Origin of the sequence: Anaerostipes hadrus ATCC 29173 = JCM 17467 (genome assembly GCF_030296915.1) — a bacterium.
GTDB lineage: Bacteria > Bacillota > Clostridia > Lachnospirales > Lachnospiraceae > Anaerostipes > Anaerostipes hadrus.
Window position 1 is genome coordinate 1,610,847 of the sequence record NZ_AP028031.1, and the last position, 13,979, is coordinate 1,624,825.

The window sequence follows — 13,979 nt, forward strand, 5'->3', positions numbered from 1 at the left end:
TTAGAAATACCCCTCTCTCTTTCTTCTTTCCATGCTTCCTGCTGCTTCATTATCAATAACTCTGGTTGTTCTTTCTGAAGAAACCGCACTTAATGTCTCGTCAATGATCTCATCAAGTGTTGAGGCTTTTGATTCCACTCCTCCAGTTAATGGATAACATCCAAGGGTTCTAAATCTCACACTCTTGTATTCGATCTTCTCACCTGGTCTTAATTTTAATCTGTCATCATCGACCATGATGATATTTCCATCTCTCTCGATCACTGGGCGTTCTTTTGCAAAATATAATGGAACGATATCGATTTTTTCGCGTTTGATATATTTCCAGATATCTGTCTCTGTCCAGTTAGAGATTGGGAATACACGAATGCTTTCTCCTTTTTTGATCTTAGAGTTATATAATTTCCACATTTCTGGTCTCTGGTTCTTTGGATCCCATGCCTGATTTTCATTTCTAAAAGAGAAGATTCTTTCTTTTGCACGAGATTTTTCTTCATCACGACGTCCACCTCCAAATGCAGCGGTAAATCCATATTTATTTAACGCCTGCTTTAGGGCCTGTGTTTTCATGATATCTGTGTAAGCGGCTCCACTATCAAATGGATTAACCCCCTGTTTTACACCATCTTCATTGATGTATTCTATCATTTCTAATCCGTATTTCTTTGATGTTTCATCACGGAATTTGATCATTTCTTTAAATTTCCATGTTGTATTAACATGTAAAAATGGAAATGGTGGTTTCTCCGGATAGAATGCTTTTAATGCTAAATGTAACATAACTGAGCTGTCTTTTCCGATAGAATATAGCATAACTGGTTTTTCACAAGAAGCTGCAACTTCTCGGATGATGTAGATTGCTTCCGCCTCCAACTGGTCAAGATGTGATAATTCGCTCATTTTGATGTCCTCCAATCTAATATTTGTTTGAATCTTTCTTGTTGATCTCTATGGTTTGTTCTTCCCCGGTATATTTTTTGATCTTCCAGAGAATCGTATCTTTGCTTTCGTTAACTGTCATTTCACTTCCCATTCCACCGATATCGGCTCCTAGGAAAAATGCGATGGCTCCTGTTTTACATTCTTTTAAGCAGGATGTACATCCCCAGCAGTCTTTTGGATATTTGATGTATGCTTTGCCAGTTGCATCGGTCTTTATCAAACTTCCAGGACAGACGTCTAAGCATCGTTTGCATCCAACACATTTATTTTTGTTAATTCTGATGCTCATAGTGCTCATCCTCCTTTACTAGTTCTCGTAAGATGACTTTGATCTTTCCTTCCACTTTCTTTGTATTGACGTATTTTTTCCAATCATCACTCTTTTGTGGATGATCAAGATTTTCTGCAAAACTGTGCCATCTTGTCTCTTTTCTTGCTTTTAAATGTTCGATCAGAGTCAGACAGATCGTTAATCGTTCTTTTAGTTCATAATAAAACATTAATTCATGGTAATCCTGAGCACTTAACTGTCCAGATAATGTGATCAGATTATTAATCTTTTCTTTTGCGAGATTTAAGCAGTTTTCATTAAACTGATAATGACTTGAAATTCCGCCTGCATAAGCATCCATGACTTTCTGCATCGCTTCTTCCATCTGCTCGATCGTAAAAATACTGTCTTTGTCTGATAAAATATTGTTGTATTCTTTGACTTTCTCGTCTAATAACTGTTCTTCTTTGTTATCTGTTATATCAAACGTCTGATCTTTTAATTTCTCTACGATATCCAGTGCTGCGAGCTCACCTTCTACCAAAGCTCCTGTCACATATTTCTGTGGGCATCCCCCTGCGACATCTCCGGCTGCGTACAGCCCATGGATCGTTGTCTCTCGATTTGTGTTTACCCAGTAACCACTGGCAGTATGTCCACCCACGATATATGGTTCCGTTCCCTCGATCTCTACATTTTGTTCACTTGGATCTTTGCCTTGCTCGATCCATTTTAAGGTCTGGCTTGGTGCCATATTTAAATATGCTTTCTTAAGGTCTGTATCTTTTTCCTTCTCAATTCCTTCGGTTCTTAGGTAACAAGGGCCTCTTCCTTCCAGATTTTCCTGTGTTGTTCCATAGACACGCTGAGAAGTTGTGATTCCGTATTTATCTTCGTAAATCTCTCCTTTAGCGTTTACCTGCTTTGCCCCGACTCCCTGTGCGATCGTTCCCGTTGGTGCGATCGTATCTTTACACCTTAATGCGATAAAACGCATCTCAAAGGTTGTCATCTCAGCTCCAGCATCAATTCCCATTGCGTATCCGGCACCAGTGTTAAATGGTGGATACCACATCTTATGTCTTGAAAATCCAGGATTATTTGGCTTATAAAGCCCTGCTGCCCCTCCAGTTGCACAAAGTACTTTCTTGGCACGGATCTCATAAGCTGTTCCATTTTCCATATGGAAACCGAAGGCTCCTTTGATCGTGTTATCTTCCACGATATAATCGGTGATATTCAAATGATTGATCACCTCTACGTTATCTAGCTGATTTACTGCATCTGCAAGGATTGGCTTGATATTTTCTCCATTAATCTTAATATTTCGATTTCCTCTGGCAACATAGTCACCATTTTCATCCTTTAAAATAACCAATCCTAACTGTTCCATCTTGCTTGTCACTTCATTTAAATGTTCTGACATTGTAAGAAGCAGGTCACCTCGTACGATCTCATCTGCATCTTTCCTCGCATAATCAACATAATCCTGTGGTTTTCTTCCCTTTACGATATAAGCATTGATCGCATTAACTCCAGCTGCTAAGCACCCGCTTCGTTTGATATTAGCTTTCTCGGCGATGACGATCTTTGCATCACTTTTTTCCCTGATCGTAAGTGCCGCATAACATCCAGCTGTTCCGCCTCCGATGATCAGGACATCGGTATGTATGATCTGTTGTTTTGTAATTTCCATAATCGGTCCTTTCTGGTATGTTTCTTAAATATAGAAGACATCGCCTTCCTGCATTTCTTTATTCTCTAATAAATAAGTTTCCTTTTCATCAAATACATACAAACGGTAAATAATGATATCAACTTCTTCTCCAACGCTTACCGGATCCTTTTCCAAAGATCTCTCAGCTGTCACTTTGATTCCATTGATATTTACAACTACATCCAGTCGACTTCCACTAAAGATCACATCTTCTACAATTCCTTTTTCTGATGCACTCATATATCGTTTTAATTCCCCTTTTTTTGCTAACTCAAGGAATTCTGGTCTGACGATCGCTTTCTGTGCACGTTCTATTTTTTCAAATCCTTTTAGGGATTCATAATTTTCTACGATGGATGATCTTCCAACAAACTGGGCTACAAATGGCGTCTTTGGTGATTTATAAATCTCTAATGGGCTTCCCATCTGCTCAATCTTTCCATGATTTGTAATCAAGATCTCATCAGCAACCTCTACGGCTTCATCCTGATCATGTGTAACGAAAATGCTTGTGATACCAAGCTTTGATACCATTTCTTTTAGCCAGAGTCGAAGCTCTGATCTTACTTTTGCATCGATCGCTGCAAATGGTTCATCAAGAAGTAATACCTGTGGATTTGGAGCCAATGCTCTTGCAAATGCAACTCTCTGTCTCTGCCCGCCAGATAACTGGTTCGGATATCTATTTTCAAGTCCTGATAACCCCGTTAATTCCAGTAATTCAAAAACTCGTTCTTTGATCTGTTTCTTCGGCATTTTTGCAATCTCTAGTCCAAATGCGATATTATCAAAGACTGTCATATATCGGAATAGTGCATAACTTTGAAATACAAATCCAATTCCTCGTTTTGCTGCCGGAATATCATTGACTCTCTTTCCATCAATAAAGATATCTCCTGCATTTGGATTTTCCAATCCTGCGATCATTCGAAGCAGGGTTGTCTTTCCACTTCCACTTGGCCCAAGCAACGCTGCAAGTTTCCCTTTTTCAATTCCAAAACTTACATTATCTGATGCCCGGAAGTTTCCGTATTGTTTATAGATATTTCTCATTTCGACATACATTTTATCTTCCGTCCTTTCCCTGTTGTTTGTCCTGTGAGCGGTACCATGCAATATTTCTTAAGATCAGTACAACGACCGCAATCAATACTAAAACCGATGATACTGCAAAGGCTGCTGTGATCGATGATGTTGTTCCTGACATATATAAGGCATCGATCTCCAATGGTAAGGTAAATGTCTCACCTCTTGTTTTGGAAAGTGCATTAACTGCACCAAATTCTCCTAATGCCCTGGCACTACATAAGATGATTCCATAGATCAATCCCCATTTCATCTGAGGAAGTGTGATCTTTCGAAAGATCGTAAATCCACTGGCTCCCATCAATGCTGCTGCCTCTTCTTCGTCTTTTCCCTGTGAGTTTAAGATCGGTATGATCTCCCTTGACACAAATGGGAAGGTCACGAAAATGGTTGCTAAAATGACTCCTGGAATCGCAAATGCGATCCGGATATTCGTTCCAAAGAAGGTGTTGATCGCTCGGATCGCTGGATACGTCCATCCAAGTCTTCCAAATGTCATCAAGAATGCAAGGCCTACGATAACTGGTGAAATGGAAAATGGAATATCGATCAAAGTTGCTAAAACCTGTTTTCCTTTGAAACTGAATTTAGTCAATAAAAATGCTGCCATGATCCCGAAAAATGTATTGATCGTTACCGCAACAAGCGTTGCCAGAATCGTTACAAATAAAGCGCTTCTTACATACTCCGTTGATATGAAACTTACATAAAATTTAAATCCCTCACTTAATGAATTTGTAATAACGGAAAATAACGGTAAGACCAACATAACGATCATAAATAAAACACTGATCGTGATCAGGATGATCTTCGTTCGCTGTTTTCTTTTTTCAAACTTCTGCTGTTCATTCATGATCTTCTCCTTACTGTGCATTGACTCTTCTTGCCTGTCTTACCTGTATGATATTGATCACAAATAACATCACAAAGGAAATGATCAGCATGACAAGAGCAATAGCTGTTGCACTTTTATAGTCGATATAGTTTAATTTCTGCATGATCACATAAGAGATCATCTGTGTATGTTCCTTGGCACTGTTTCCTGAGATATAGATCACACTTCCGTATTCCCCGATTCCCCTTGCAAATGCCAGTCCAAATCCTGTTAATAATGCAGGTCTTAATTCTGGTAAAATGACTTTAAAGAATGTTCTTGTCGGTGTTGCACCTAACATATACGCTGCTTCTTCATACTGGTCATCCATTTTCTCAAGCACTGGCTGAACCGCTCTTACGATGAATGGAATCCCAATAAACACAAGTGCGATCAAAAGTCCGATCCTTGTATAAGAAATCTTAATCCCAAAGTGTGCAAAGTATCGTCCGATCATTCCATTTTCTGCATACATTTTTGATAATGTAATACCAGCAACTGCGGTTGGCAGTGCAAAAGGAAGTTCGATCATCCCATCCATTAATCGTTTCCCCGGAAATTCATATTTTACAAGTACCCATGCGATGATCAGCCCAAACACAACATTGATCAATGCTGCAATAAACGAACTTCCGATACTTGTGATAAATGCATTTCTTACTGTTTCTTTCGATATTAATGTAAAGAATTCATTCGGCGATAATTTTAGTGCGTATGCAAATACGGATGCTAATGGAATCAGTACGATCAATGATAACATCGTTACTGTAACTCCCATCGTTAATCCGAACCCTGGAATGACCCTTGCTTTTTTCGCTTTTTTTAATGTCCTATTTTCGTTATTTGTATTACTCATCTTCATTCCTGCCTTTTTATTGATTTATATAAATCTTGTCAAACAACGCTCCATCTTCAAAATATTTCTTGTAAGCCTGATCCCATCCTCCAAAATCACTGATCTTATATAGTTTCATGTTCAGATTAAATTTACCTTGATACTGTTTTAAGATTCTTTCATTCGATGGCCGGTATCCTTCTTCGGCTGCGAGTTTCTGTGCTTTGTCACTGTAGAGATATTTTAAATACTCTGTTGCGATCTTCTTTGTTCCATTGACCTTTACGTTATCATCAACAAGGCTTACACTTGGCTGTGCCAAGATACTGATGCTTGGTGTAATGATCTCGTATTTATCTGGATAATTCTTAACTGTCTGAATTGCTTCATTCTCCCATGCGATCAAGACATCACCTTTTTTATTTTCTACAAAGGTTGTCGTAGAACCTCTGGCTCCTGAATCCATAACAGATACATTCTGATATAATTTTGTCAGGAATTGTTCTTCCTTTTTCTGATCGTGATAAGTATCAATCGCATAACCATAAGCTGCTAAGAAGTTCCAGCAGGCACCCCCGCTGCTCTTTGGATCTGGTGTGATGACTTCCACTCCTTTTTTGATCAAGTCTTTCCAGTCTTTGATGCTTTTCTTGTTTCCTTTTCTTACAAGAAAGACGATCGTTGACGTATATGGTGCAGAATCATTTGAAAATCTCTTCTGCCACCCTTTATTTATAAGTCCTGTCTGTTCGATCAGCGAAATATCATGTTCTAAGGCCAGTGTTACAACATCACCATTGCTTCCTTCTACTACTGATCTTGCCTGACTTCCAGAACCACCGTGGGACTGGATCACTTCGACTTTCTTTCCATATTTGTCTTTATAATATTTGATAAAATCTTTGTTGTATTTCTCATAAAACTCTCTTGTCGGATCATAAGAGACATTTGTGATCGTAAGATTTTCTTTTCTCTTATTTCCACATCCTGCCATAGAAACCATAAGAATCATACAGAAACTTAAAAGGATCATTTTCTTACAGATATTCTTTTCTATGGTTCTTTGTTGTCTTATTTTCATGGTTTCTTCTCCTTTATTTTAATTCCATACTATTTCTGTATGTTTTGTATGAATTGGATTATATAAGATTTCTGTATACATGTCAACAAATATCGTTATAAAAATTTATAATAACTGATTCAAAGAAATTTTTATTATGTTCATCTTTGCTCATAAAAGCACGAAAAAAAGACGTTTTGACATATGTTTTCAATACGTCAAAACGTCTTTCTTTCATTTATTATTTCATATATTTTTTCAGATTCTTCTTTTGTTTGTCACTGATCTGATAAAAAGTCTGTTTTCCATTCTTATCTTCGATTCCAATGACAGTACGATCTCCGAGAAGTATTTTTGTTAATGCACCACTTGTATAGAAACGATACTCATTCCATGAGGCTGTATCCAGTGTGGCATCTTTTCCAGATAACTTCTTCGCTTTCTCAATAATCTTAGATACTTTGATCGCTGTATCATTAAATTTCATCTTCTTATCTGTTACAACGATCTGGGCATCTGCAATTCTTGCTGCTACGTTACTGTAATTCTTCTGCTCTTTGGCATCGATCAACGCATCTCCAACGGTTGAAGCACCATTATATGAGTAAACATTCTCTGGAATCTCATCAAACACAATATAACTGTCACCATATACTTTGAATTCAAACGTTGTATTATCTTCATCAATCAACGCATAAGAATAACTTTGTTTATACTGCTTCTCTACATCGGTTGGTGTGATTCCGATCATTCGATTACATCCAGTTACAATCTTCTTTACATATTTGCAGACAGGAATATTCGTTACTGCAAAACTCTGATTCTTGATCGTATTCGTTGCAAAGTCAACTTTAATGATCCTGCTGTCTTTGACACGGCTTTTGTAGTCTGCAATCTTTTGATCTCCAGAAGTTGCATGGATTGCTTTGATCTTCTTATTTAGTGAATTTGTTTTTTTCTTTTCTTCTTTTAACTGAACAGACAGTTTATCTCTTTCATCTTTAAGACTCTGATAATATTTTGATTCCACGACAGCATCTTTTGACGGCTTAAAGCATCCCGTCATCATCACGCTGCTCATTGCGATCACCGCTGCTGTTAGTATATATTTTGCACCTTTCATATGGTTTCCCTCCATTACAGGTCCTATCGTTTTTGAGCGATCTCTCCTGCGTTCTTATAGATGCTGTTTGGTGCGATACATCCACGTACCATAGATAATGGATAAATATTGGTATCATGACCAACCACTGATCCTGGATTCAAGATAGTTCCGCATCCTACTTCTACACGAGAACTTAAGATCGCACCGATCTTCTTTCTTCCAGTCTCAATCTTTTCTTCTCCGTTTTTGATCACAACGTTTGTCTTGTCAGATTTTACATTCGATGTGATGGATCCAGCTCCCATATGAGACTTATATCCTAAAATAGAATCTCCTACATAATTGTAATGAGGCACCTGAACATTATTAAATAAAATATCATTCTTGATCTCTGTAGAATTTCCTACAACACATCCTGCCCCGATCAATGCATTTCCTCTGATAAATGCTCCTGGGCGCACTTCTGTATCTGGACCAATGATCGCTGGTCCATTGATCGTTGCTGTCTTGGCGATCGTTGCACTTTTCGCGATCCATACATCTTCTTCTACCTGATCATATTCATCTACTGATAGTGTTGGTCCAACTTCCAGTACAAAATCTTTGATCAATGGAAGAATCTCCCATGGATACGTTGTCTGTTCAAATAATTGAGCTGCAATTGTCTGATCTAAATCCTGAAAGAATTCTTTGTTTGTTAATTCTACCATCTGATTTTACCTCTTTCTGTTCTTATTATCTGTTTCAATCCACAGTCTGTAATTTTCATTTGAAATCCAACTCGATCGGACAGTGATCTGATCCCATCACATCTGTTAAGATCTTCGCATCACTGATACGATCTTTTAAACACTCTGATACAATAAAATAGTCAATGCGCCACCCTGCGTTATTCTTTCTCGCATTGAAGCGGTAAGACCACCAGGAATAGATTCCTGTCTGGTCTGGGTATAAATAACGGAAGGTATCGATAAATCCATTGCTAAGGATTGTTCTCATTTTTTCACGTTCTTCATCCGTGAAACCAGCATTTTTTCTATTTGTCTTTGGGTTCTTAAGATCGATCTCCTCGACTGCAACATTCAGATCTCCACAAAAGATCACTGGCTTTTTCTCTTCTAACTTCTTCAAATAAGCAAGAAAATCCTCTTCCCACTTCATTCGATAAGAAAGCCTTGCCAGTTCACTTTGTGAATTCGGTGTATACACTGTGATAAAGTAATAATCTTTAAACTCCAGTGTGATCACACGTCCTTCCTGATCATGTTCTTCTATCCCAAGACCATAAAAAACGCTGATCGGTTCTTCTTTTGTAAAAATGCCTGTTCCTGAATATCCCTTCTTCACTGCATAATTCCAGTACTGGTGATATCCCGGAAGATTCAGGTCAAGCTGGCCTTCCTGCATCTTACTTTCCTGAATGCAGAAAATATCGGCATCTGTCTCATTGAAAAAATCCAAAAATCCTTTCTTCACACATGCTCTGATCCCATTGACATTCCATGATATGAATTTCATCTAATTTCCTCCACGTCTCTTATTATAAAGAAACATAATCACTCCTGCTGCAATGATCACACAATATCCTACAAAACTCAGCATATCTGGAAGCTGTCCAAAAACGAGAAGCCCCATAATTGCTGAGAACATGATCTGTGTGTAATCATATACAGAAATTTCCCTTGCTGGTGCATACGTATATGCCGCTGTGACTCCAAACTGTCCTCCTGCAGCAGCTAATCCTGTTAATAACAAAAAGAATATCTGCCTTGCTGAAATCGGATGAAAATCCATGATCAAATATGGTACACACGCCAACATAGAAAATGTTGAGAAGAAAAGCACGATCATTGGTCCTCTTTCTCCTCTAAGTCCAAGTTTTCTCACACAGGTATATGCAAAACCTGCACACATTCCCCCTGCAAAGCCGATCACAGCTGCTGGTGTCATCCCGCCTGCGAAACTTGGTTTTACAATAAATAAACTACCGACAAAAGCTGCGATCACACATGCGCATTGTGTCGGTGTGATCTTCTCTTTCAGTACTAAATAAGAAAATACAATAACAAAAAATGGCGATAACTTATTTAGACATGAAGCATCTGAAAGCACCAGGTGATCTACCGCATAAAAGTTGCAGAAAATACCTAAGGTCCCAAAAAGGGACCTTAGAATAAACCAATGCAAATTTCTTTTCTGAATCTGAATCTTTTCCTTGCTACGAATGATCATAATAAATGCCATGACCGCCGCAACTAAATTGCGGAAAAAACTCTTCTCGATCGCTGGAAGATCTCCTGACAGCTTTAAAAACAATGCCATAAGGGCAAAGGAAAAAGCTGACAGTATGATGCATATAATTCCACGATTCTTATCTTTCATAACAAGATTATACTCTTGAAGAATATTCTCCAGTTCTTGTATCGATCTTTAACGTATCACCTTCGTTAACGAATAATGGTACCATTACCTGAGCACCTGTTTCAACGATACATGGTTTTGTAGCACCCTGTGCTGTGTTTCCTTTTTCTCCTGGTTCACATTCTGTAACAAGTAATTCTACAGAGATTGGTGGCTCAACCTGGAATGCATTTCCTGCGTGAGAAACGATCGTAACGTTTTCGTTTTCTTTAACGAATTTTAAAGAATCTCCGATAACATCTGGTCCTAATGCGATCTGATCAAATGTTTCGTTATCCATGAAGTAGAATAATTCTCCATCATTGTACAGATACTGCATTTCTTTACGTTCGATATGAGCGTTTTCAAATTTCTCTGTTGGACGGAATGTTTTCTCAACAACTCCACCGTTCTTGATATTTTTTAATTTACAACGTACGAACGCTGCTCCCTTTCCAGGTTTTACATGCTGGAATTCGATGATCTGGTAAATATTATTCTCGAACTGAATTGTTAATCCATTCTTAAAATCTCCTGCTGTAACCATATTATAATTGTCCTCCTTAAATTATATCTTTTTTTATTTTATCTTAAATCTATAGTTGAATCAACTATTTATTTGCTAATTTATAGATTTCGTATATGTCATTCTCATCACAGACCTTAAAAGAACCGATCGTTCTGGTTCCTTCATAGGAACATCCATGTGCCATTTTCTTCACTTCTTCGTCTGTTTTTGAACCAATTTCTTTCGCCTCACGAAAACTTGTCGGCATATTAAGTGATGCAAAATATGTAACTGTTTTTCGGATTCCTTCCTGTGCTGCCTTCACATCGTCAGCTTCTTCTACATTCCAGACTCTTCTTGCATACTGCGCAAATCTGGCTGGTTTTGCATCATATACATAAGTTGCCCATGCTCCCCAGACAGCGGATAAACTTGCCCCATGTGCAATATCAAACTTCGCACTCAGTTCATGTCCTAACTGATGCACTGCAAAGTCTTTCTCAGCTCCAAGTCCTGTAATTCCGTTGTGTGAAAGACTTCCTGCCCACATGATCTCACTCATCGCATTATAATCGTGTGAATCCTTAATCGCAACCGCACCATTTCTGATCACTGTACGAAGCAGACCTTCTGCAATCTCGTCTGTCAGTTCATTATTCTCTGTCTGTGTAAAATAACGATCCAATGTATGCATCATAATATCCACAATGCCGCATCCTACCTGATACTTTGGTAATGTATACGTAAGTTCAGGATTCATGATCGCAAATGCCGGGCGGTTGAAATCTGTGGAAAGACCTCTCTTGATCTTCGTCTCTTCATTCGTAAGTACTGCTGAATCGCTTGTCTCACTTCCTGCCGCTGCAAGTGTTAATACAACTCCAACAGGAAGAGATCTCTTCACTGTCTGTTTCTTAGACCAGAATTCCCAGATATCTGTATCCGGATTCGCTGTTCCATGTGCAACAGCCTTTGAGGTATCGATCACACTTCCTCCACCTACTGCCAATACAAAGTCTGTTCCAAATTCAATGGATTTCTTCACTGCTTCTCTCGCAAATGAAAGCCTTGGATTCGGCTTTACTCCTCCAACTGTCATATATTCAAGACCGGCTTCTTCTAATGAATCAGTTACCTCATCAAGTAAGCCACTTCTTACAACACTTCCTCCACCATATACAACGAATACTTTAGAAGCTTTCAAGCTTTTCGCAAGTTCTCCTGCCTGCTTCTGTGTCTCTTTTCCAAAAATGATTCTTGTTGGTGTATACTGGGTAAATCCATGCATTCGCTCATCCTCCATCTGCCCATAAACAGGGGCAAAACTTGTATGTTACTGATTAATCTGCATCTCTTGTTAACTTCACAACGATCTCTTCTGCGATCTCTTCCACAGTCTTATAATCTGTGTTCACTACAACATCTGCTGCCGCTTCGTACTTTGGACGGCGTTGTTCCATCATATTAGAAATAAATTCAGTATTCTTATTCCCACGTAATAATGGTCTATCATCATTGTCTTTGACACGCTCTAAGATCACTTCTGGAGATGCTGTTAATAAAACGACCTTTCCATTCTTCTTCATCTCAGCAACGTTCTCATCACGAAGCGCAACTCCACCACCACAGGAGATGATCTGGTTATTCTTCTTCTGAAGCTCGATCAAAAGGTTTGTCTCACAGTTTCTGAAATATGTCTCTCCATATTCTTCAAAAATCTTATTGATAGACATTCCTTCTTTCTTCACGATCTCTTCATCCATCTCTACCTGTGGAGATGCAAGGATCTTACTTAGATATGTAGAAACAGTACTCTTACCTGCTCCCATAAATCCGATCAATAAGATGTTATGTGTAAATAATGTCTTTGCCTGAATTCTTCTGCTGTTTTCTACAATATAAGTAAATATATCAAGAATCTCATCCTTATAGGTATTCTCATCCACATGTGTGAGCAGCATCTTACGCTGTCTCTTTTCCTGTTCTGGCTGAAGGATTGGCAATCCATTCTCTTTCTTGTAGACCATGATCTCTTTGATGATATCCATTCTCTCTTCTAATACAGAGACAATCTTCTTATCACACAGATCTAATCTCTCTCTAATCTCTTCTAACTGACTCATCTTCTTGTTCTTTCCTTTTCTATACTAAATGTCCCCATACTTCTCAGATAATGAAGTGCGGTCTTGTTCAGTATATCATACATTCCTATATTTTTTCAATTCATTGCTTCTATAATTTAGGCAAATTCACTTTGATCTGTGATAAATGAAATAAAATCTTTCACAACCGGTGTCAGATATTTTTCTTTTTTTAGTACAAGATATATATATCGTTCGATCTCTGGTGATATGATCGGACGAACACACACATCCATTGTATCAAGAAGCGGAATCTTTGGAACGATCGCAATTCCAAATCCTGCTGCAACAAGCCCTGCAACAGAAGAATCTTCTTCCCCTTCATATGCGATCGTTGGTTGCCTTTTAATCCTTGAAAAATAACTGTCGATCACTGGCCTTAATCCACTGTTCTTTGTAAAATATACGTAATCATATTCAACTGTATCCAGAAGATCGATTTCTTCCTTTTGAGCCAATGGATGGTCCTTTGGTGTGATCAAAACCAGTTCTTCCTGACCAACCGGAATAAATTCAAGTTCATCTTCCCCTTCCACATAAGAAGAAAATGCAAGATCATATTTCCCATCTTTTAATTCTTCCACGATTTTCTTCGTCGTTCCCTGTCCAAATGAAAAATGAATATGATTCTTCCCTTTTTCTTCCAGATAACCTTTGATCAGATTTGGAATAAAATGACTTCCCAAAGTAAAGATATACCCCATATCAATAAATCCACCGCTGGTTCCTGATGTTTCTGTTACCACCCTTTTTCCTTCATCCAACATATCCAGCGACTGCTCCACATAACGTAAAAACAACGCTCCATATTTCGTTAATTTTGCATTTCTCCCCTGTTTTTCGAATAATTTCACTCCTAATTCACTCTCAAGACATGAGATCGCATGACTTAAACTTGGCTGCGTAATGGACAGCATATCTGCAGTTCTAGTATAGTGTTCTTCCTTAGCTAATGCCCGAAAATAGTACAAATGATTCAAATTCATAATCTATTCCCTTTCAATTCATAAAATTTATTTATGGATAGTATACCATATTCT

General features: G+C 38.2%; 15 protein-coding genes. All 15 read right to left on the reverse strand.

Annotated elements, in window-relative coordinates; all coding sequences use genetic code 11:
* The 15 genes from cysD to QUE18_RS07920 all read right to left on the reverse strand — a co-directional run bounded on the left by cysD (position 1) and on the right by QUE18_RS07920 (position 13,925).
* The gene (gene cysD, locus QUE18_RS07850) at positions 1-900 is read right to left on the reverse strand and encodes a sulfate adenylyltransferase subunit CysD (protein ID WP_009203125.1); all 900 of its coding nucleotides are present in this window, start codon (positions 898-900) and stop codon (positions 1-3) included.
* Between the two features lie 16 nt (positions 901-916).
* Positions 917-1,231, reverse strand: a complete 315-nt coding sequence (locus QUE18_RS07855; protein ID WP_008391349.1) for a 4Fe-4S dicluster domain-containing protein — start codon at positions 1,229-1,231, stop codon at positions 917-919.
* A complete protein-coding gene (locus tag QUE18_RS07860; RefSeq protein ID WP_009203126.1) occupies positions 1,215-2,909 on the reverse strand; it encodes an adenylyl-sulfate reductase subunit alpha in 1,695 nt (564 codons plus the stop codon). The genes QUE18_RS07855 and QUE18_RS07860 overlap by 17 nt, the downstream gene beginning before the upstream one ends.
* A gap of 24 nt (positions 2,910-2,933) precedes the next feature.
* Positions 2,934-3,995 carry a sulfate/molybdate ABC transporter ATP-binding protein gene (locus QUE18_RS07865; RefSeq protein WP_009203127.1) on the reverse strand — a complete coding sequence of 354 codons (1,062 nt, stop codon included), beginning with the start codon at positions 3,993-3,995 and terminating at the stop codon, positions 2,934-2,936.
* Position 3,996: 1 nt separating this feature from the next.
* Positions 3,997-4,869 (reverse strand): sulfate ABC transporter permease, encoded by an 873-nt coding sequence (locus tag QUE18_RS07870; protein WP_040344027.1) that lies wholly within the window; start codon positions 4,867-4,869, stop codon positions 3,997-3,999.
* A 10-nt stretch (positions 4,870-4,879) separates the two neighbouring features.
* On the reverse strand, positions 4,880-5,752 hold the full coding sequence (gene cysT, locus QUE18_RS07875) for a sulfate ABC transporter permease subunit CysT (RefSeq protein ID WP_009203129.1): 873 nt from the start codon (positions 5,750-5,752) through the stop codon (positions 4,880-4,882).
* Between the two features lie 10 nt (positions 5,753-5,762).
* Entirely contained in the window at positions 5,763-6,806 is a 1,044-nt protein-coding gene (locus QUE18_RS07880) for a sulfate ABC transporter substrate-binding protein (RefSeq protein WP_009203130.1), read from the reverse strand.
* A 220-nt stretch (positions 6,807-7,026) separates the two neighbouring features.
* Positions 7,027-7,908, reverse strand: a complete 882-nt coding sequence (locus QUE18_RS07885) for a hypothetical protein (protein WP_242852698.1) — start codon at positions 7,906-7,908, stop codon at positions 7,027-7,029.
* Between the two features lie 23 nt (positions 7,909-7,931).
* Positions 7,932-8,600: an acyltransferase gene (locus QUE18_RS07890; RefSeq protein ID WP_009203133.1), complete on the reverse strand. Its 669-nt coding sequence runs from the start codon at positions 8,598-8,600 to the stop codon at positions 7,932-7,934.
* A gap of 55 nt (positions 8,601-8,655) precedes the next feature.
* Positions 8,656-9,408, reverse strand: coding sequence for an exodeoxyribonuclease III (gene xth / locus QUE18_RS07895; RefSeq protein ID WP_008391357.1), 753 nt, complete (start codon positions 9,406-9,408; stop codon positions 8,656-8,658).
* On the reverse strand, positions 9,409-10,272 hold the full coding sequence (locus QUE18_RS07900; protein WP_009203134.1) for a DMT family transporter: 864 nt from the start codon (positions 10,270-10,272) through the stop codon (positions 9,409-9,411).
* A 7-nt stretch (positions 10,273-10,279) separates the two neighbouring features.
* Positions 10,280-10,837, reverse strand: coding sequence for an elongation factor P (gene efp, locus QUE18_RS07905; protein WP_008391359.1), 558 nt, complete (start codon positions 10,835-10,837; stop codon positions 10,280-10,282).
* Positions 10,838-10,901: 64 nt separating this feature from the next.
* On the reverse strand, positions 10,902-12,086 hold the full coding sequence (locus tag QUE18_RS07910; protein WP_242852699.1) for an iron-containing alcohol dehydrogenase: 1,185 nt from the start codon (positions 12,084-12,086) through the stop codon (positions 10,902-10,904).
* Between the two features lie 52 nt (positions 12,087-12,138).
* Positions 12,139-12,921 carry a shikimate kinase gene (locus QUE18_RS07915; RefSeq protein ID WP_008391362.1) on the reverse strand — a complete coding sequence of 261 codons (783 nt, stop codon included), beginning with the start codon at positions 12,919-12,921 and terminating at the stop codon, positions 12,139-12,141.
* A 116-nt stretch (positions 12,922-13,037) separates the two neighbouring features.
* Positions 13,038-13,925, reverse strand: coding sequence for a LysR family transcriptional regulator (locus QUE18_RS07920; RefSeq protein ID WP_009203136.1), 888 nt, complete (start codon positions 13,923-13,925; stop codon positions 13,038-13,040).
* Positions 13,926-13,979: the final 54 nt, after the last annotated feature.